Genomic DNA, 18,682 nt, shown 5'->3' with positions numbered 1-18,682 from the left:
CTCACCAGGGCGAGTCGACCAGGGCCTGCAACAGCAGCCCCGTGACCACCTGAGCCGCGAGCCACCGGCGGCCCGGCGACATCCCCGCCGCCAGGCCGATCCACACCGCGTAGGGCAGCCAGATGCGCTCGACCTCGCCACGGGTCACCCCGCTGAGGTCGAGCGCGAGCACCGCCACCCCCGCCGCGGCGACGACGGCCCGCACGCCGTACGGCGGGAGCCGTACCAGACCCGCCGCCGTCGCAGGTCCGGTGAGCATGGCCAGCACGGCCAGGTCGGCCACCAGGAAATACAGGTACGGCCGGGCGGCGGCGCCCGGGTCCGGGGCCCATTCGGCGTATGTCGCGAGCACCCCGGCCGGCCACAGGAAGCCCCCCGCGGCGAAGGCGGCCGTCACCGACGCCGCACCGGCCAGGGCCGCGAGCACGGTCGCGCGCGGCACCCTGGCCACCACACCGGCCACCACGGGGATGAGCAGGTACGGCACCAGCCCGTAGCTGAGGTACGGCAGCGCGCCGAGCAGCAGCCCCGCCGCGAAGGCGATCCAGGCCCGGCCGAGCACCAGCAGGGCGACTCCCCACGCGCCGACGCCGGCGAAGAAGGCGTCCATGCTGGTGGCGATCCAGACCGCGGCGGGGGTCAATGCCAGGTAGGGAAGGCTGCGGCGGGCCATCGTCTCCCCGGCCAGCCGTCGCACCGTCACGGCGATCGCCACGGTGGCCGAGCAGCCGACCGCGACGACCAGCAGCGCCGCCCAGGCCGGCCCGCGCAGCCCGGCCGCCGCCAGGGCCCACAGCACGAGCACGGCCAGCGGTGGATGTCCTCGCACGTGGGTCGGATAGTCAGGCAGGTGTCGGGTGAAGCCGGCCAGCCAGCCCATCGGATCGTTGCCCACGGCGGGCAGCACAGCGAGATAGTCGGTGGCATGGGTGAGCGGCGCCGCCAGCCCGTCGTCCGAGACCGCCAGCAGCACCGTCCAGGCCAGCGCGAAACCGTACGACACGAACAACGCCCAGCCGAAGCGCGCCCGAGCCACGAGGGGCGGCAACGTGAGGACGGCGATGGCCGCGAAGACGGTGGCGGGCAGCAGCGTGACCGTCAGCAGGCGGAGGTCGCCGTGCAGCGGCGCCAGGCGGTCGATGGGGAGCGCGCCCCGTGCGCGCAGGGCCGCGCCTTCGAAGAAGGACCACCCGATCAGCGCGGCCCAGACGGCCAGCGCGACCGGCACCCGCCGGCCTTGGCGGGCAGGCGGCCGCCCGGCAGGGGCTTCGCCGGCCGTGCCAGGCCGATCCCCGGAACGCTCGACCACCTTTCCCACGGTAGGCCCACGGCCGGTCCGAGCTGGAAACTCTTTGAGCACACCGCACCGGCGCATAGGAGTTCGCCGCCCCGGTCGGCCCTACCGTGAAAGCTGTGACCGTCGACGTGGTGCTGCCGTGCCTGGACGAGGAGACGGCCCTGCCGTGGGTGCTCGGGCGGATGCCGGACGGCTACCGCCCGATCGTGGTCGACAACGGCTCGACCGACGGCTCCGCACGGGTCGCGGCCGAGCACGGCGTGCTGGTGGTGAACGAGCCGCGGCGCGGGTTCGGTGCGGCCTGCCATGCGGGGCTCCTGGCCGCCGACGGTGAGGTGGTGTGCTTCATGGACGCCGACGCCTCCATGGACCCGCGCCAGCTGCCCAGGACGGCCGGCCCCGTGCTGGCGGGCGGGTGCGATCTGATGCTCGGCCGCCGCATGCCCCGCGCCGGCGCGCGCTGGCCCCTGCACGCCCGCCTCGGAAACCTCGTCCTGGCCGCGACGGTGCGGCGCCGTACCGGCGTCCAGCTGCACGATCTCGGCCCGATGCGGGCCTGCAGACGGGCCGAGCTGCTGGCACTGCGGCTGACCGACCGGCGGTCCGGCTATCCCCTGGAGATGGTGCTGCGCGCGGCGAGGGCCGGCTGGCGCATCGCCGAGACCGAGGTGGACTACCTTCCGCGCGCCGGCCGGTCCAAGGTCACCGGCACCGTGCGCGGCACGCTGAGGGCGCTCGGCGACATGCGGCGGGTGCTGGCCGAGCAGGACGGACAGGCATGATCCCGCTCCGGCACGCCGCCGCGCAGATCGTCGTCCTCGCGAAGGAACCCCTACCCGGCAAGGTCAAGACCCGGCTCACCCCGCCGTTCACCCCCCAGGAGGCCGCGCGCCTGGCGGCGGCCTCACTGGAGGACACCCTGGCCGCCGTGGCCGCGGTCCGGGTGCGCCGGCGGGTCCTCGCCTTCGACGGCCCGCCCGGCGCGTGGTCGCCCGACGGTTTCGTGGTCATCCCTCAGCGCGGCGGGCCGTTGGACGAACGCCTCGCCGCCGCGTTCGAGGACGCCTACCGGCGGTGCCCGCTGCCCGTCGTGGTGATCGGCATGGACACGCCCCAGGTGACCGCGGACCTGCTGGCCGAGGCGGTCGCCGCGCTGCGGACCGGGGACGCGGTGTACGGCCCCGCCGCGGACGGCGGGTTCTGGCTGCTCGGCCTGCGCCGGCCCGACCCGGCGCTGGTGCTGGGGGTGCCGATGTCCCGGGCCACGACGGGAGACACTCAGCTACGGCGCCTGCGGCAGGCCGGGCTGCAGGTGGCCGTGATGCCGGAGCTGACCGACGTCGACTGCTTCCAGGACACGATCCGCGTGGCGGCCGAGGCGCCACGCTCCCGCTTCGCGGCCGCTCTCGCCGGGATGAACCTCGTTCCCGGACGGCGGGCGCGGCGCCGGTCGTAGTCTCGCCAGCGTGAAGGTACTTCTCACCGGTTCGGCCGGGTTCATCGGCGGCCACGTCCGCGCGGCCCTGGCCGGGGCCGGCCACGAGGTGGTCGGACTCGACCTGCGGGACGGCGCCGACGTGCGGGACGGCGCGGCGCTGGACCGGCTGCTGCCCGGCGTGGACGCCGTCGCGCACCAGGCGGCGAAGGTGGGGCTGGGGGTCGACGTGGCCGACCTCCCCGACTACGCCTCGATCAACGTCCACGGCACCGCCGTGCTGCTCGCCGCGATGGCCAGGCACGGCGTCGGCAGGCTGGTGCTGGCCTCGTCGATGGTGATCTACGGTGAGGGCGCCTACGACTGCGCCGAGCACGGCCGGGTCCGCCCCGCCGCGCGCGCCGAGGAGGACCTGGCACGGGGGGTGTTCGAGCCGCGCTGCCCGCGATGCGGCGGCGGCCTGTGCCCCGCCCCGATCGGCGAGGACGCGCCGGCGGACCCGCGCAACGCCTACGCCACGACCAAGCTCGCCCAGGAACACCTGGCTGCCGGATGGGCGAGACAGACCGGCGGCACGGTGGTGGCGCTGCGCTACCACAACGTCTACGGCCCGCGCATGCCCAGGGACACGCCGTACTCGGGGGTGGCGGCGATCTTCCGCTCCGCTCTGGAGGCGGGCAGGGCGCCCCGGGTCTTCGAGGACGGCCGGCAGCGCCGCGACTTCGTGCACGTGCGCGACGTGGCGCGGGCGAACCTGGCCGCGCTCGGGGCGGGGCGGCCAGGCACGCTGGTCGCCTACAACGTCGCCAGCGGCGAACCGCGCACCGTCGGGGAGATGGCCGCGGCGCTGGCCGCCGAGCGGGGCGGTCCCGCGCCGGTCACGACGGGGGAGTACCGGCTCGGCGACGTGCGCCACATCGTGGCCTCGCCCTCCCTCGCGGGTGCGGAGCTGGGGTTCACGGCCGCGATCGGGTTCGCCGAGGGCATGCGCGAGTTCGCCTGGGCACCCCTGGCTTCAGCAGGGTGACGCCGGCGCCACTCCCGCAGCGGTGCCCGCCGCCCGGCGTGCCGCGCGCACTTCCCGTGCTCACTTCCCGCGCTCACTTCCGGCGTGATCCGGTACGGCCGCGCCCCAGCCCGAACGCGGCGAGAGCGGCCACCGCCAGCGCGACGGCGATCCAGCCGGCGCCCAGGGCCCCGACCCATCCCGCCACCGTTCGCTGCACGGCCCTGGCGGCGCCGACGATCGGATCGCCGCTCGAGGCGCCCGTGAGAACGCGCAGCTCGTACCAGCCGTAGTAGGCGACGTACAGCCCGGCGAGCAGGAGCAGGCCGCCGCCGATCCGTGACACGTACGGCAGGACCCGCCGCAGCCCGCCCACGACCGCGTCCCTGGCCAGCGCGACGGCCAGGGAGAGAAACGCGACCACCAGCCCCATGCCGAGCGCGTAGGCCACGAAGACCGCCAGCCCGCCGAGCACCCCGCCACCGACCAGGGCGGCGGAGACGACGGCGAGGAACGGGCCGACCGTGCACGACAGCGAGGCCACCGCGTAGGTCAGCCCGTACCCGTACAGCGATCCCACCGACATCGCCGGGCGGCCGGTGGCCGGCTTCGGGATGCGCGGCGACAGCTCCCTACCGCTCAGCAGCCACAGCCCCAGGACGGCGAGGACGACGCCGATCACGATCGTCAGCCAGGGGAGGTACTGCCCGACCGATACGGCCAGCGGGGTCAGGACCAGGCCGGACAGGCCGAAGACGGTGACGAACCCGCCCGTCATGGCCAGCGAGAGCTTGAGCGCCCGCGGCACGGGACGGCAGCGAGGCTCCGAGTCGTCGGACAGCAGCATGGCCAGGTAGGCCGGGAGCAACGCGAAGCCGCACGGGTTGAAGGCGGCCAGGGTGCCCGCGGTGAGGGCCAGCGCGAGCGGCAGGTCGGCGTTCACCACCGTCGTGGCCCCGGCGGGGGCGTCGTGCTAGCCGGCCAGCGTCGCGGTGACATAACCGGCCAGCTCTTCGGTGGTGAGCGGCCCCAACGTCCGCCTGGTCGAGCCGTCCGGCCTCATGAACACGAAAGTGGACTGTTCGGTGACCCCCAGCTTGGTCCACACCACGCCCTTGTCGTCGGAGAGCTGGACGATGGTGCCGGTCTTGGTGCGCTGGACGAAGTCCTTCATCGCCGCCTCGGTGTCGAGGCCCGCGACACCGATGAAGGCGACGTCACCGAACTTCGCCGCGGCCGCCCTGACCGCCGGCGCCTCGTCCCAGCAGTTCCCGCACCACGGCGCCCAGAACCAGAAGACGATGTGCTTTCGCGCCAGGCTCTCGCCCTTGAAATCCTTGCCGTCCAGGGTCCTGGCGGTGAACCTCAACGCGGCGGGAACGGTCTCCGGGGCGGAAGCGGCGGCGGGGGCCGACGGCCAGGTGGGCAGCGCGCCGGCCGGGCCGTCCCCCTGCGCTCCGCATGCGGCCGTCAGCAACGCGGCGGTCATGAGGACCGCCGCGGTACGGGTCCCCACCACCACTCCAGCGTAACCCCCGCACCCGGGCGACCTGCCGCAGGTCGCCGCCGGCCGGCGACCCGCGGCGAGCCCTGCCCGGCACCCGGCCTGCGTCACGCGTTCATGAACTGCTCCACCGGCAGGGCCCGGTCGACGATGCGCACGTCGCCGACCCAGCCGTGCAGCACCTGGTCCAGCTTGCCGCCGTACTCGTAGCCGCCCAGCAGCCACGGCTGTCCCACCGTGGACAGGCCCACCGCCTTGGTGGCGGGGTTGCGCGCGACGGGGCAGCCGTCGACGTACATGGTGGTGTGGCGGCCGTCGTTCACGACGGCGACGTGCCACCACGTGTCGAGCGGAAGTTCGTGCCCCCAGTTGGTGACGGGTCCCTGCAGGTTCACCGGGTAGACGGCCCACTGCGGTTCGCGGCCCGGCGACAGGCTGAGCGTGGCCACCGGCTCGTCGGGGTCGCCCTGCGTCTTGCCCGCCTCCCTGCTCAGCCCCCAACGGCTGAGCAGGGCCGCCCAGCCGTTCTGGCCCGGATCCCAGTCGGCGGGCAGCTTGACGAAGGCCTCGACGGTGTAGCCGGTGGGGAAGGTGGCGGTGTTGATCGGCGCCGTAGGGACGGTCTGCAGGTAGGCGCCGCGCAGCGGGTTCTTGGCGCCGCCGAAGCAGAGGCTGCCGTGCCCGGGCTGGTCGGGGTGGTGCTGGGCCGACCAGGTCAGCGCGGTCGCGGGGCTGCCCTGCACGGTGACCTTGGCGAGGTCGTTGCCGCGGCCCGACAGGTCCGCCACGGTGTCGGCGGCGGGCGAGCCGTCCTCGTGGGCGCCGTCGAAGCGCCAGTAGGCCACCGTGCCGGGGATCACCATGGACGGCGCGGGCCGCGACGGGCGGGGGACGACGGGTGCGAATCCCGCGAAGCGCCGCTCGAAGTCGATCGCCACCGAGAAGGAGTCCTGCGGGCCCGTCTGCTCGATCTCCAGGCGCTCCAGCGCGTTGAGGCGGCCGTCGTCCTGGCCGAGCAGCCACGGGGAGAAGGTCTCGACGTCGATCGTGTTCCTGGACAGGTCGAACCGGTAGAGCCTGATCATCCCGGCGCCGCCGTAGTAGCGGTTCTGGTAGTTCGCGATGTGCGCGTGGACGTCGTTGCCCGCGGCGTTCTTCCTGGTGGTCCGCGCGGGCGGCCAGTAGTGACCGTTCAGGGCCAGGAAGATCTGGTCGTTGCCCGCGACGAGCCGGTCCCACACCTGCGCGCCGAAGTCGGAGAAGCGGCCCTCCTCGCCGTAGGTGTCGGCGTAGATCAGCTCGTGGACGGTCAGGATCACCGGCGCCGTCGGATGCCGCCTGATGACGTCGGCCGCCCAGGCGATGCCCGCCGCCGACGGCCGCCAGTCCAGCGCGAGCACCAGCCACTCCCGGCCCGCGGCGCGGAAGGTGTGGAAGGTGTTGTACCCGTCGGGGCTGGCCCCGCCGAAGGAGCGCGAGCGGCGGAAGCGGCGGGGCCCGAAGGCGTCCAGGTACGGCGTGGCGCCGCGCTGGTCGTCGGTCGAGGAGTCGATGTCGTGGTTGCCGGCCAGCACGCTGTACGGCAGGCCCCGCCGGTCAAGGAGCTCGAAGGCCTTGCCGATCGGCTCGAACTCGTGCTTCAGACCGTTCTGGGTGAGGTCGCCCAGGTGCGCCAGGAAGACGATGTTGTCCTCGCGGCCCCTGTCCAGCAGGTAGCGGAAGGACGCCTCGACGGGTTCGGGCCTGATGCTCGTGTCGTCGAAGAGGTACTGGGTGTCCGGCATCACGGCCACGGTGAAACGCGGGCTGTCCGTGTCGGGCCGCCATCCGGCCGTCCCGGCCTCGCTCGAGGCGGCCGCTTCGGACGCGGCGGCCGGCGTGACCGTCAGGCCCATCGCGGCCGCCGTGCCGACGCCGGCCAGCCCGGTGGCCCGCAGGAACGAGCGGCGGCTGGAGGCCGACGATCCGCTGGAGTGGTGCTGCATGCCGTGCTCCCCATCTCCGCCTGCCACGCGGGCATCCGGAGTCTCACAAATCCCGGAAATCGCCCACGTCTCGTGAGCCACGTCCTGATTGTGGGAGTGAACGGAAGCGCCCGGCTGATCTTCCGGCAACGGCCGAGGAAGCCCGGGTGAACATCACAGCGAACGGCCGCGCCGCCCTGCGACGGCGGATCCGCTGTCCGCCGCCGAGGAAGAGGCGGCTGCGAGGTCTCCACGTGCCCCGAAAAAGATGCGTGTCACGAAAGATTGCGTGGCACGCACTTTTGTGTAGAGTGATCTCATGGGGTTGAGAGAGCGCAAGAAGGAAGAGCTGCGGATCGCCCTCAGCTGGGCGGCGATCCGGCTGACCGTCGAGCGCGGCTTCGACAACGTCAAGGTGGAGGACATCGCCGCCGAGGCGGGCGTCTCACCCCGCACGTTCAACAACTACTTCTCGAGCAAGGCGGAGGCGATCGCCGCGCGGCATCGCGAGCGGGCCGCCCAGATCGCGCGGGAACTGCGTGCGAGGCCGGCCGACGAGCCGCTGTGGGAGGCCATCGTCCAAGCCGTCGCGGCACGCTTCGTCCTCGGCATGACCGAGGACGAGGCGCCCTCCGACGAGGGCTGGAACGCCGGCATCCGGCTGATGCTGCAGCACCCGGCGATCCAAGGGGAACTCCTGCGGGCGAGCCGGGCCGCGCAGGAGGAACTGGCCGCCACCGTGGCCGAGCGGACCGGCACCGATCTCGACCGCGATCTCTACCCGCACCTGGTCGCCGGGTCGGTCGCCGCCGTCTTGTCGGCGGTGTCGGACCTGCTGCTGCGTGCCGACTCGCGGCCTCCGGTCGCCGAACTGCTGCGCGACGCCTTCCGCCAGCTCACCGCGGGGCTCCCCACGCCCTGACCCCCGTCCGCGAGATCAACCGGCCGCGCGCCGGTCGATCCGTCATGCCCTCGAACACCCTAGGAGAGGTGTCATGGTCACAGACGTCGTCATCGCCGGAGCAGGCCCGAACGGTCTCATGCTGGCCTGCGAGCTCAGCCTGGCCGGCGTGCGCCCGCTGGTCGTGGAACGGCTCCCCGAGCGCACCCAGGAAAGCCGGGCCAACGGACTGGTCGGCCAGGTCGTGCGGATGCTCGACCGGCGCGGCCTGTACGAACGGCTCGCCGGAACCACCGACCCGCCCGCGCCGACCCCCGGTTTCGTGTTCGGCGCCCTGCCGCTGAACCTGCGCATGCTCGAGGACAACCCGCTCCACACCCTGCTGGCCCCACAGCGCAAGATCGAGCAGATGCTGGAGGAGCGGGCGATCGAGCTCGGCGTGGAGATCCGCCGGGGCCAGGAGGTCACCGGCTTCACCCAGCACGAGGACCGCGTCGTCATCGAGGTCTCCGGCGCGGCCGGGCCGTACCGGATCGAGGCCCGCTACCTGGTCGGCGCGGACGGCGGGCACAGCATCACGCGCAAGCTCGCCGAGATCGCCTTCCCCGGGGTGACCACCGACCACACGATCTCGCGCACCGCCCACGCCAGGGTGCCCGCCGAGCTCGTCGACCCGGCCACCGGCGGGCTGGACCTGCCCGGATACGGTCCGATCCCGCCGATGCTGCATCACCGCACCGAGCGCGGCATGTTCGTCTACGCGCCGCTGCCCTCCAGCCCGTGGCCACTGGTCACCACGACCGAATGGAGCCAGGAGGACGCCGAAGGGCCGCTGACCATCCCCGAGCTGCGGGCCAGCATCGGCCGGGTGCTCGGCGTCGACATCGAGCTCGGCGCGCCCGAGGGCGAAGGGCCGCACCTGCTGCGCAAGCTCACCGGCGGCAACACCCGGCTGGCCGAACGGTTCCGCGACCGGCGCGTGCTCCTGGTCGGTGACGCCGCCCACGTGCACTCCGCGATCGGCGGCCCCGGGCTCAACCTCGGCCTGCAGGACGCGGTCAACCTCGGTTGGAAACTGGCCGCCGTCATCGGCGGCCGGGCCGAGGAGGACCTGCTGGACACCTACGAGGCCGAGCGCCGCCCGGCCGCCGAGCGAGTGATCATGTCCACGCGAGCCCAGGCCGCCCTCGTCGCCCCCGGCAGCGAGGTCACCGGGCTGCGCGAGCTGTTCACCGAACTGCTCGCCGACCCGGACAGCCTGCGGCGCGTCGCCGATCTCATGTCGGGCAACGACATCCGCTACGCCGCAGGCGACCATCCGCTGGTGGGCCGGTGGGCGCCCGACCTGATCCTCGACGACGGAGCGCGACTGGCCGAGCTGACCAGGGACGCCGGGCCGCTGCTGATCGACTTCACCGGCGGGGACTGGGGGCACCCACAGGTGCGGGGACGCTCCGCCGGGTCCTGCACGGCCCTGCTGGTGCGGCCCGACGGGTACGTGGCCTGGGCGACCGACGTGCCGGAGCCTGACGAGAAGTCGCGCGCGTCGCTCGAGGCCGCCCTCGCCCGCTGGTCGCTGACGCTCACCGCCGCCTGACCTGCTCGCAGGAGGCGTTCTTCGAACGTTGCCTGGCCGGCAGGACCATTGACCCCGGCGAGCAGGCCTGACGGCTCTGGGCGCGGAATGCGGGCGGGGAGGAGTCTGAGACAGGCACCTCCTTCAAGGGGCGGAGGGATGACATGAAACGCTCCATGACCGTGGCGACGCTGACAACCGCAGCTGTGGCATCCGCCGTAGCGGTGAGCGGAGGCGTCCTCGCCACCGCCGACCGCCGGCCGGAACCCACCGCCACGGCCGCCGGGTGGCAGCAGCCCTGCCGGCCGATGGGAGCGACGCACCGGATCGTGGCGGGGAAGTCGCCGACTTCGCCCGCACGGTGCGCGACAGCCAGCACGCTGAGATGTTCCAGATGCAGCGCTACGCGGGTATCGGCTAGAGGCGTGTCGCGGTGCGGACGAGGTCGGCGACGGCTTTGGATCTGCTGTGTGGTGGCCAGGCGATGACGGTCGTGACGGCCGGTGCGTCCGGCACCGGCACGATGGCGTGGTCGTCGCGTAGCCGGTCTCGGAGCGACTCGGGTACGACGGCGCAGGCCAGTCCGAGCGCGATCAGTTGGAACAGTTGGGTATGGTCGCGCACCTGCGGGCCGGGGCCGTCCGGATGGCCGCCATCTCGTCCAGGCCAGCGCGGCAGGGGCAGGTCCGTCTGGGCGTTGACCTCGACCAACGACAGATGCGCCCGGTTGGCGAGGGGATGACCCTTGGGCAGGACCACGACCTGCTGTTCGGTGTGCAGATCCTCGGTGTCGAATCCGGCTGTCGTGTCGTAAGGCCGGTGGAGCAGAGCAACGTCGGCACGCCCGGTGCGCAGCAGACTTTCCGGCTCGCCCGGCCCGCACAACATCACCTCGACTGCCACGGAGCCCGGTTCAGCGGCGTAGGCGTCCAGAAGCTTCGCCAACAGTTCCCTGGACGCTCCGGCCTTGGCGGCCAGCACCACACCCGGCTGGTCGCCCGCGGCACGGCGGGTTCGCCGCTCGGCGGCTTCGACCGCGTCGAGCGCGGTCCGGGCCTCCCGCAGCAGCACCGACCCGGCCTCGGTCAAGGCGATGGCGCGAGCAGTGCGGTGCAGCAGAACGACTCCGAGCCGCCGTTCCAGCTGCTGGATCGCCCGCGACAGGGGTGGTTGCGCCATCGCGAGCCGTTGTGCCGCCCGCCCGAAGTGCAACTCCTCGGCGACGGCGACGAAGTATCGCAACTCCCGCGTCTCCACCCGCTCATCGTATCCAGCGCTGACCACGACCAATACCCGTGCGGTATCGCCGCCCACCCGACCGGTCTTGGACGCCCCACCCGAGTCCGCAACATGATCGACGGTATGAGTGAACGGACGATCGCGCTGGTGACCGGCGCGAACAAGGGAATCGGATACGAGATCGCCGCTGGCCTGGGCGCGCTCGGCTGGCGAATCGGTGTGGGCGCGCGCGATCGGCAACGCCGCGACACCGCGGTGGAGAAGCTGCGCGCGGCCGGGACCGATGCGTTCGGTGTGCCGCTCGACGTGACCGACGACGCAAGTGTGGCCGCGGCGGCCGAGCTGATCGCCGGCCATGCCGGAGGGCTCGATGTTCTGGTCAACAACGCCGCGATCACCGGCGGCATGCCGCAGACACCTACCACGGTCGATCCCGCGACCGTGCGAGCTGTCGTGGAAACCAACGTGATCGGGGTCATCCGGGTCACCAACGCGATGCTGCCGATGCTGCGCGACTCGGCATCACCACGGATCGTCAACATGTCCAGCAGCGTCGGCTCGCTCGCCCTGCAAACCACACCCGGCATCGACATGGGCCAGGTTCCGGCCGCCTACTTGGCCTCGAAGACCTTCCTCAACGCCCTCACCATTCAATACGTCAAGGAACTGAGCGACACCAACATCCTGATCAACTCCGGCTGCCCCGGTTTCACCGCCACCGACCTCAACGGCTTCCGAGGCGTCCGCACACCACAACAGGGCGCGGCCATCGCGATTCACCTCGCGACCCTGCCCGACGACGGACCGACCGGCGGATTCTTCGACGACGCCGGAACTGTGCCCTGGTGATCAGCACACCGGTGCCCACCATTCCCGTTCTCGAGGTCAGCCGCGCGTCGTGCATCGAAGGAGAAGCAAGACAATGGCAAAGGCAGTCAGGTACGACGAGTTCGGCGGAACCGAGGTCTTGCGGGTCGACGATGTCGACCGCCCCGTGCCTGACGACGGGCAGGTCCTGATTCGGGTCAAGGCGGCAGGCATCAACCCCGGTGAGGCGGCCATACGCACCGGCGCGATGGCCGACATCTTTCCCTCGACGTTTCCGTCAGGGCAAGGCAGCGATCTCGCCGGGGTCGTCGCCGAGGTCGGCGTCGGAGTCGACCGATTCTCGGTCGGCGACGAGGTGATCGGGTTCTCCGAGAAGCGGGCCGCCCAGGCCGAGTTGGTCCTGGTCGACGTCGACAACCTCACACCCAAACCGAGCGGCGTCCCCTGGGAGGTGGCTGGCGGCCTGTACGTCGCCGGGGTGACTGCCTGGAGGGCAGTGCATTCCGTGCAACTCGACAAGGGGGAGACCGTTGTCGTCTCCGCGGCAGCCGGAGGAGTCGGCTCGCTCGCCGTTCAGCTCGCTCGCCGTGACGGAGCCACGGTCATCGGCCTGGCGAGCCGGCACAACCACGAGTGGCTGCAAGCACACGGTGTGATCCCGGTCGCATACGGCGACGGCGTCACCGACCGGATCAAGGCCGCCGCACCGAACGGCATCGATGCCTTCATCGACACCCACGGCGGCGGGTACGTCGAACTGGCCCTTGCCCTCGGCGTCGCTGTCGAACGGATCGACACCATCGCCGATTTCGCGGCAGCCGCCAAGTACGGAGTCAAGACCGAACCCGGAACCAACGCCAGACCGGGCGCCGAGGTACTTGCCGAACTGGCCGCCCTGATCGCCGACGGACACCTCGAAGTCCCGATCGCCAACGTCTACCCGCTGACGCAGGTCCGCCAGGCCTACACCGAACTCGAACGCCGACACACCCACGGCAAAATCGTGCTCAGACCCTAACCGGCACCATGCGACGCAGCGCGCTCAAGGCTCTGCTCAACCGCAGGATGATCCCCGTCGGTGGGCCCGCCCGCCGGGCAGCGCGCGCCGGGACGGGGTGCCGGTCGACGCCTATCCGCGTGAGCCCGCCGACACCGGGTTCCCGCAGCGTGACTACCCGTGGGGCATCGAGGGCGAGCAGTCGGCGGTGGCGACCGGGGTGGTCGCGGTGCTGACGACGGCGAAGGACGGCAGGTCGGAGTGGCTCGCGGCGGGTCAGGCGTTGCAGCGGGTGCTGTTGTACGCGTGCGCGTACGGGGTGAGCGCGGCCTTCCACACGCAGGCGCTGGAGGTGCCGCTGCTGCGAGAGTTCTTGCGTGAGGAGCTGTGCGGAGGCGCGCGTCGTGCCCGGAGTACAAGGTCACCGCCGTGCGCCTGGGCGGCGGGAGGTGCGGGACGTGACCTTCGCCGCCGCATCCGGGGCCTTTCGCCTCTTGGCAGCCGGCTCGCAGCGGGGGTGGATGGGAGTGAAGTCTCCATCGCGGAGAGCCGAAACCCTGGCTGAGGAAAGCGGCACCATGAAAGCCAAACAGTGGACCGTGCAGATCTACATCGCCGAGGACGGAGACGACACCACGGCCAAGGCCGAACTCATCACGAGGGAGGGCACGCATCTGTCCGGAACCGGCCGGGCGCGGCGCAATCCGACCGATCCGTCGATCCCCGAGATCGGTGACGAGCTCGCGGCCTCGCGCGCACTCGCCGATCTCGCCGACAAGCTGGCCGTCGTCACGCAGCGCGACATCGCCCGCTTCGTGGACGCTCCGATGCCCAAATGGTCGTGGTGAACACCCGTGCCTGCTCACTACCCGCGCGGGACACGGGCGCCACGCTGACGAATGTGACGGACGTGACGGACGGCCGGGCTCTTCGGCGCCGGATCCGGGACCTCAGCCCCCTGTACGGAACGTTCCAGACGCCGATACTGGAGTCATGACACGGTCGGACCCCGGCGCGTTCCCGCTGACGTTGGGGGTCGAGGAGGAGTTCTTCCTCCTCGACTCGGACACCGGCGTGCTCGCTCCCATGGCGACGCAGGTACTGGCCGGTCTCGACGGCCACGACGGCATCAAACCCGAGGCTCTGCGCTATCAGCTCGAGACGGTCACCGGCGTCTGCGCGACGATCGACCAGGTGGAGCGCGAGGTCGCCCGCCGGCGCGTGATCGCGGCGACGGCGGCAGAGCAGGTCGGCTGCCATCTGGTGGCCTCCGGGGTCGCACCGGGATTCCTCCCGGACCTGGTGCCCCTCACCGACCATCCGCGCTACCGGCGGCTGGCCCAGCGCTATCCGCGGCTGGTGGCCACGACCGGCACCTGCGGGTGCCACGTGCACGTCGGCGTCCCGTCGCGCGAGCTGGGACTGCAGGTGATCGGGCGGTTGCGGCCATGGCTGGCGACGCTGCTCGCCATCAGCGCCAACTCGCCCATCGCCGGACACCGGGACACCGCCTGGGCGAGCCGGCGGTACCTCCGCTGGTCGCGATGGCCGTCGGCGGTGGCCCCCCGCGCCTGGCGCGACGTCGAGGAGTACGACGCCGAGGTGCGCGAGCTGGTCAGGACCGGCAAGATCCTGGACGAGCGCTCGGCCTACTTCCACGCCCGGCTGTCACCCCGCTACCCGACCGTCGAGGTGCGCGTCATGGACACCTGCCTCAGCGTCGACGACACCGTGCTCGTCGCCGCGCTGGTGCGGGAGCTGATGGCCGCCGCCGTGGCGGACATCCGGGAGGGCGTGCCCGTCACGCCGCTGACCGACGACCAGGTGGCCGCGGACCTGTCGGCCGCCGCCCGGCACGGGCTCGGCGCGGCGGCCGCGCTGCCCGACCGCGTCGCCCTGGCCGAGCCGGTCTGCACGCTGCTGGCCGCCTTCGTCCATCGCGGCACCGGCGCGGACCGGCAGCGGGCCTTGTGGCAGCGGGCCGGCACGCTTCCCGCGTTCGCCAAGCTCATGGCCGAGGCCACGCTCGGCTCGGCGGTCGCCGCCCTGTCCCGCGGCACCTGCCTGGTCTGACCACCAGCGCGCCCTGGCCCTCTATGTCTGGAAGGGCCGGCCGCCGTCGTGGTGCCAAGCCGGCCGCCGTCGCGGCACCGAGCCGGACGGCGACCGGGCGACGATCACACCGCGCCTCAGGCCGACACCGGCTCGGGCTCGTCGCTGCTGTCCTTGCTGTCCTTGCTGTCCTTGCCGTCCTTGGCGGCCGGACGGCCGGCGTCCGCGGCCGGGACGTGGAGGATGCCGCCCCGCGCGTCGTACTCGTCGGCCTGCGGGTCGTCGAACCAGATGCCGCCGTCCCGCAGGTAGCGGAAGGCGAAGGTGAGCCCCTGCGGCACCGTCACGGTGACGGCGTGCCGGCCGTCGGGGCCCTTGGTCATCGGGTGGACGTAGGGGTCCCAGTCGTTGAAGTCGCCGACGACTGAGACCGGCCCGGTGACCTCGCCGGGCAACGAGAAGGTGATCGCGACCATGGCATTCTTGTCCGGCTTACCGCGCGAGATCATCTTTTCCCCCTGCATGCAGTGATGACTGGTGATGTCTCCTGCCGTCGTACGGCAGTCCGCGTACCCGGACAACGGAGCCACGCCGTCCATGACAGGCTCTTGACCGCGAAAGCACGTTCACCCCCGATTCCGGGCTTTTCGCCGCTGCCCGGACGTCACCTCGCCCGCGAACGGTCCTACCCACCGCCGACGTCACTTCCGCGATCGGTGCAGGATCCGGTCCAGGCGCGCGGCGGCGTAGCCGAGGACCGACAGCGCCGTGACGACGAGGAGATCGCCCGCGGCCAGCGGCTCGGTGCCGAGCAGCTCCCGCAGGGGCGGCAGGTACAGCCCGGCCAGTTGCAGGACGAAGGCGCCCGCGACGGCGAGCAGCAGCAGCGGGTTGGCCAGCGAGCCCGGCCGGGTGCGGGAGCCGAGCGCCACGCCGAGCTGGGCGGCGCCGAGAGCGAAGAAGATCATGCTCTGCCAGGGGCGGTCCGTCTGGTAGGCCCACACGCCGACACCGAGGCAGACCGCGGTGAGCACGACGGCGACGCGGACGACGCGTTGCCACAGCCCGGCGCCCAGGATGCTCTGCGACGGCGGACGGGGCGGTGTCGCCATGGCTTGCGGGATGGCGGGCTCGCCGCCCAGCGCCACCCCGGGCAGCCCGTGGGTGAGCAGGTTGATCCACAGGATCTGGGCGGGCAGCAGCGGAAGCGCGAGGCCGACGGCCGGGCCCAGCAGCATGACGGCGATCTCGGCCGCGCCGCCGGACAGGCCGTAGACCAGGAAGCGGCGGATGTTGGTGTAGACCCGGCGACCCTCCTCGACCGCCGCCACCACGGTGTTCAGGTCGTCGTCGGCCAGCACCAGATCGGCGGCCTGACGGGCGACCTCGGTGCCGCGCCTGCCCATGGCCACCCCGATGTCGGCGCGGCGCAGGGCGGGCCCGTCGTTGACGCCGTCGCCGGTCATGGCGAGGATCTCGCCGCGTTCGCGCATGCTCTGGACGAGGACCAGCTTCTCCTCGGGGGTGGCTCTGGCGTAGACGGCGGCGTTCTGCCCGTCGAGCCCCCCGGCGGCGCGGCAGTCGACCACGGCGTCGCCGGCGTCGATGATGCCCAGGTCGGTGGCGATGGCGCGAGCCGTACCCGGATGATCGCCGGTGATCAGGACCGGCCGGATGCCCGCCCGCCGGCACGCGGCGATGGTCGCCGCCGCGGCGGCGCGCGGCGGATCCATGATCGCGACGAGCCCGAGCAGGGACAGGCCCCGCTCCTCGGCGTCCTGCGGTACGTCGGCCAGGTCGGCCCTGGCGACGGCCAGCACCCGGTAGCCGTCCCGGGCGAGCTCGTCGGCCCGCGCTCTGGCCCTGGCCAGCAGGGCGGGCTCGTCCACGAGGGCAGCCGCGTGGAGCAGCGCCTCCGGGGCGCCCTTGCACAGCACCACGGCGCCCCGGCCACCGGCCCGCCGGTGCACGGTGGTCATGCGCTTGCGCCCGCTGTCGAAGGGGATCTCGGCGTACCGGGGCAGGCCGCGCTCCAGCTCCGGACGGCGCAGGCCCGCCTTGGCCGCGGCCGCGAGCAGCGCCGCCTCGGTGGGATCGCCGATCGCGATCCACTCTCCCTCGTCGCCGGCGGACAGGGTGGCGTCGTTGCACAGCGCCGCCGCGGTCAGCAGGCCGGTGAGGCTCCGGTCATCGAGGGTTCCCTCCCGGGTGATCTCGCCGTCCGGCGCGTAGCCCGAGCCGGAGACCGCCGCCTCACCGGCGGGTGTCCACAGCCGCCTGACCACCATGCGGCCCTCGGTCAGCGTGCCGGTCTTGTCGGTCGCCAGCACGGTCACCGATCCCAGCGTCTCCACCGCGGGCAGCCTGCGCACCAGCGCATTGCGGGCGGCCATCCGGCGGGCGCCCAGAGCCAGGCTCAAGGTCACGACGGCGGGAAGCGACTCCGGTACGGCGGCGACCACCAGACTGATCGCCGTGATCACCATCAGCTCGATCGGCTGGCCGCGCACCAGCCCCAGGGCCAGCACCAGCGTGCACAGCAGGACGGTGACGCCGGCCAGCAGGCGGCCGACCCCCATCAGGCGCCGCTGCAGCGGGGTCAGGCCCGACCCCTGGGCCATCAGGGCGGCGATCCGGCCGGTCGCGCTGGCCACGCCGGTCGCGCCGGCCACCGCCCGCCCACGGCCCCGCACCACGACGGTTCCGGACGACACCTGCTCCTCACGCGCCTTCTCCACGGGGACCGACTCACCGGTCAGGGCCGACTCGTCGACGAGCAGGGCCGCCGACTGCGTCACCCTGGCGTCGGCGGGCACGATGTCGCCCTCGGCCAGCACCAGGAGGTCGCCCACCACCACGTCGGCGGCCGGCACGTGCTGCTCCACGCCGTCCCTGATCACCCGGGCGGCCGGGGCGGTGAGCCGCGTCAGCGCCGTGATGGCACGGTCGGCCCTGATCTCCTGGCTCACACCGACCGCGGTGTTGACCACGATCACCAGCATGATCACCGTCGTGTCGCTCCAGTCGCCGGTGACGATGGTCAGCACCACGGCCACCAGCAGCACCAGGATCAGCGGATCGCGCAGCTGGGACAGGATCCGGCGCCACAGCGGCACCGGGGGCTTCTCCGGCAGCAGGTTCGGTCCGTCGCGATCAAGGCGGTCAGCCGCCTCGGCCGATGAGAGCCCGTGGGGCGCGGTGGTGGTCGCCGACATCCTGCCCGTCCTCCGGTGTCTCCGTCGAGTGTCTTCGTCGAGTGCCTGGCACGTGATCTCAGTCTTCGGCGTGCCGCGCGGCCTGAACAGGGACGAAGGTCCCCGATACCCGGCCGTGCGAGGTGGCGTGCCGCACACCGGCGGGACCGCCGGGCAGCGAAGAGCACGCCAAGGGTGACCCCTCGCCGCGCTGCTGAGAAGATGTGAAACGTGCCCGATCCACTCATGCCGAACATGCGACTCGACGAGCTGCTGGCCGAACTCCAGGTCCGGTTGAACGCCGTGCTGGCCACCCGTGACCGGGTGCACGCCTTGCTGGACGCGGTGGTGTCGGTGGGCAGTGACCTGGATCTGGAGACGATGCTGCGCCGGCTCGTGGAGACGGCGACCGATCTGGTGGACGCCAGTTACGGGGCGCTGGGCGTGGTGGGGGAGGAGCGGACGCTTCTGCAGTTCATCCCGGTGGGGTTGAGCGAGGAGGAGATCGCCAGGATCGAGCACTGGCCGCACGGGCTGGGTCTGCTGGGGTTGTTGATCAAGGATGCGCGGCCGTTGCGGCTGGGGCGGATCTGCGATCATCCGGAGTCGTACGGTTTCCCGCCGGGTCATCCGCCGATGGGGACGTTTCTCGGGGTGCCGATCAGGGTGCGGGACGAGGTGTTCGGCAA

The 18,682-nt window shown here is 72.4% G+C and carries 18 protein-coding genes; 11 read left to right on the top strand and 7 right to left on the bottom strand.

Features of this window, described 5'->3' with window-relative positions:
- Window position 1: 1 nt before the first annotated feature.
- Entirely contained in the window at window positions 2–1,309 is a 1,308-nt protein-coding gene (locus ACWEVS_RS42360) for a hypothetical protein (protein WP_452556535.1), read from the bottom strand.
- Between the two features lie 104 nt (window positions 1,310–1,413).
- Between ACWEVS_RS42360 and ACWEVS_RS42355 the strand changes: the two genes are divergently transcribed.
- The 3 genes from ACWEVS_RS42355 to ACWEVS_RS42345 are packed head-to-tail and all read left to right on the top strand — an operon-like array spanning window position 1,414 to window position 3,759.
- Window positions 1,414–2,079: a glycosyltransferase family 2 protein gene (locus tag ACWEVS_RS42355; RefSeq protein WP_449930376.1), complete on the top strand. Its 666-nt coding sequence runs from the start codon at window positions 1,414–1,416 to the stop codon at window positions 2,077–2,079.
- A complete protein-coding gene (locus ACWEVS_RS42350) occupies window positions 2,076–2,753 on the top strand; it encodes a TIGR04282 family arsenosugar biosynthesis glycosyltransferase (RefSeq protein ID WP_452556533.1) in 678 nt (225 codons plus the stop codon). Before ACWEVS_RS42355 ends, ACWEVS_RS42350 begins: the two co-directional genes overlap by 4 nt.
- Window positions 2,754–2,763: 10 nt before the next feature.
- Window positions 2,764–3,759, top strand: a complete 996-nt coding sequence (locus ACWEVS_RS42345) for an NAD-dependent epimerase/dehydratase family protein (RefSeq protein ID WP_452556531.1) — start codon at window positions 2,764–2,766, stop codon at window positions 3,757–3,759.
- Between the two features lie 73 nt (window positions 3,760–3,832).
- Here the strand turns inward: ACWEVS_RS42345 and ACWEVS_RS42340 are convergent, their stop codons facing one another.
- The 3 genes from ACWEVS_RS42340 to ACWEVS_RS42330 all read right to left on the bottom strand — a co-directional run bounded on the left by ACWEVS_RS42340 (window position 3,833) and on the right by ACWEVS_RS42330 (window position 7,227).
- Window positions 3,833–4,681: a cytochrome c biogenesis CcdA family protein gene (locus ACWEVS_RS42340; protein ID WP_452556529.1), complete on the bottom strand. Its 849-nt coding sequence runs from the start codon at window positions 4,679–4,681 to the stop codon at window positions 3,833–3,835.
- Between the two features lie 30 nt (window positions 4,682–4,711).
- Window positions 4,712–5,254 (bottom strand): TlpA family protein disulfide reductase, encoded by a 543-nt coding sequence (locus ACWEVS_RS42335; RefSeq protein ID WP_452556527.1) that lies wholly within the window; start codon window positions 5,252–5,254, stop codon window positions 4,712–4,714.
- 95 nt (window positions 5,255–5,349) lie between these two features.
- Window positions 5,350–7,227, bottom strand: a complete 1,878-nt coding sequence (locus tag ACWEVS_RS42330) for a LamG-like jellyroll fold domain-containing protein (RefSeq protein ID WP_452556525.1) — start codon at window positions 7,225–7,227, stop codon at window positions 5,350–5,352.
- A gap of 298 nt (window positions 7,228–7,525) precedes the next feature.
- Between ACWEVS_RS42330 and ACWEVS_RS42325 the strand changes: the two genes are divergently transcribed.
- From ACWEVS_RS42325 to ACWEVS_RS42315, 3 genes are all read left to right on the top strand, one after another.
- Window positions 7,526–8,128 (top strand): acyl-CoA-like ligand-binding transcription factor, encoded by a 603-nt coding sequence (locus tag ACWEVS_RS42325; RefSeq protein WP_452418151.1) that lies wholly within the window; start codon window positions 7,526–7,528, stop codon window positions 8,126–8,128.
- 73 nt (window positions 8,129–8,201) lie between these two features.
- On the top strand, window positions 8,202–9,704 hold the full coding sequence (locus ACWEVS_RS42320; RefSeq protein WP_452556523.1) for an FAD-dependent monooxygenase: 1,503 nt from the start codon (window positions 8,202–8,204) through the stop codon (window positions 9,702–9,704).
- 265 nt (window positions 9,705–9,969) lie between these two features.
- Complete coding sequence (locus ACWEVS_RS42315) at window positions 9,970–10,104, top strand: hypothetical protein (protein ID WP_452556521.1); 135 nt, start codon at window positions 9,970–9,972, stop codon at window positions 10,102–10,104.
- Here the strand turns inward: ACWEVS_RS42315 and ACWEVS_RS42310 are convergent.
- On the bottom strand, window positions 10,101–10,940 hold the full coding sequence (locus ACWEVS_RS42310) for a LysR family transcriptional regulator (protein WP_452556519.1): 840 nt from the start codon (window positions 10,938–10,940) through the stop codon (window positions 10,101–10,103). The genes ACWEVS_RS42315 and ACWEVS_RS42310 overlap by 4 nt on opposite strands.
- Window positions 10,941–11,045: 105 nt before the next feature.
- Between ACWEVS_RS42310 and ACWEVS_RS42305 the strand changes: the two genes are divergently transcribed.
- The 4 genes from ACWEVS_RS42305 to ACWEVS_RS42290 all read left to right on the top strand — a co-directional run bounded on the left by ACWEVS_RS42305 (window position 11,046) and on the right by ACWEVS_RS42290 (window position 14,820).
- A complete protein-coding gene (locus ACWEVS_RS42305; RefSeq protein WP_452556517.1) occupies window positions 11,046–11,771 on the top strand; it encodes an SDR family oxidoreductase in 726 nt (241 codons plus the stop codon).
- Between the two features lie 73 nt (window positions 11,772–11,844).
- Window positions 11,845–12,768, top strand: coding sequence for an NADP-dependent oxidoreductase (locus ACWEVS_RS42300; RefSeq protein WP_452556515.1), 924 nt, complete (start codon window positions 11,845–11,847; stop codon window positions 12,766–12,768).
- 437 nt (window positions 12,769–13,205) lie between these two features.
- Window positions 13,206–13,595 (top strand): DUF1876 domain-containing protein, encoded by a 390-nt coding sequence (locus ACWEVS_RS42295; protein WP_452556513.1) that lies wholly within the window; start codon window positions 13,206–13,208, stop codon window positions 13,593–13,595.
- 145 nt (window positions 13,596–13,740) lie between these two features.
- Window positions 13,741–14,820 carry a carboxylate-amine ligase gene (locus ACWEVS_RS42290; protein WP_452556511.1) on the top strand — a complete coding sequence of 360 codons (1,080 nt, stop codon included), beginning with the start codon at window positions 13,741–13,743 and terminating at the stop codon, window positions 14,818–14,820.
- A 116-nt stretch (window positions 14,821–14,936) separates the two neighbouring features.
- On the opposite strand, the gene ACWEVS_RS42285 is transcribed toward ACWEVS_RS42290, so the two are convergent.
- Together ACWEVS_RS42285 and ACWEVS_RS42280 are read right to left on the bottom strand one after the other, a co-directional pair.
- Entirely contained in the window at window positions 14,937–15,308 is a 372-nt protein-coding gene (locus tag ACWEVS_RS42285; protein ID WP_449930400.1) for an isoamylase early set domain-containing protein, read from the bottom strand.
- Between the two features lie 192 nt (window positions 15,309–15,500).
- Complete coding sequence (locus ACWEVS_RS42280) at window positions 15,501–18,014, bottom strand: cation-translocating P-type ATPase (RefSeq protein WP_452556509.1); 2,514 nt, start codon at window positions 18,012–18,014, stop codon at window positions 15,501–15,503.
- A 225-nt stretch (window positions 18,015–18,239) separates the two neighbouring features.
- Here ACWEVS_RS42280 and ACWEVS_RS42275 point away from each other — a divergent pair.
- Window positions 18,240–18,682: GAF domain-containing protein (locus tag ACWEVS_RS42275; RefSeq protein ID WP_452556563.1), on the top strand; the 443-nt coding region annotated here is incomplete at its 3' end.

This window comes from Nonomuraea sp. NPDC003754 (assembly GCF_053605785.1).
Note: the sequence above shows the minus strand (reverse complement) of the source record. Positions and strands in the feature narration are given on the sequence as shown.

Coding starts and splice junctions, on each gene's coding strand:
- ACWEVS_RS42350 (WP_452556533.1), top strand. CDS start 2,076: ATGATCCCGCTCCGGCACGCCGCCGCGCAGATCGTCGTCCTCGCGAAG.
- ACWEVS_RS42330 (WP_452556525.1), bottom strand. CDS start 7,227: ATGCAGCACCACTCCAGCGGATCGTCGGCCTCCAGCCGCCGCTCGTTC.
- ACWEVS_RS42325 (WP_452418151.1), top strand. CDS start 7,526: ATGGGGTTGAGAGAGCGCAAGAAGGAAGAGCTGCGGATCGCCCTCAGC.
- ACWEVS_RS42320 (WP_452556523.1), top strand. CDS start 8,202: ATGGTCACAGACGTCGTCATCGCCGGAGCAGGCCCGAACGGTCTCATG.
- ACWEVS_RS42305 (WP_452556517.1), top strand. CDS start 11,046: ATGAGTGAACGGACGATCGCGCTGGTGACCGGCGCGAACAAGGGAATC.
- ACWEVS_RS42300 (WP_452556515.1), top strand. CDS start 11,845: ATGGCAAAGGCAGTCAGGTACGACGAGTTCGGCGGAACCGAGGTCTTG.
- ACWEVS_RS42290 (WP_452556511.1), top strand. CDS start 13,741: ATGACACGGTCGGACCCCGGCGCGTTCCCGCTGACGTTGGGGGTCGAG.
- ACWEVS_RS42285 (WP_449930400.1), bottom strand. CDS start 15,308: ATGATCTCGCGCGGTAAGCCGGACAAGAATGCCATGGTCGCGATCACC.
- ACWEVS_RS42280 (WP_452556509.1), bottom strand. CDS start 18,014: ATGTCGGCGACCACCACCGCGCCCCACGGGCTCTCATCGGCCGAGGCG.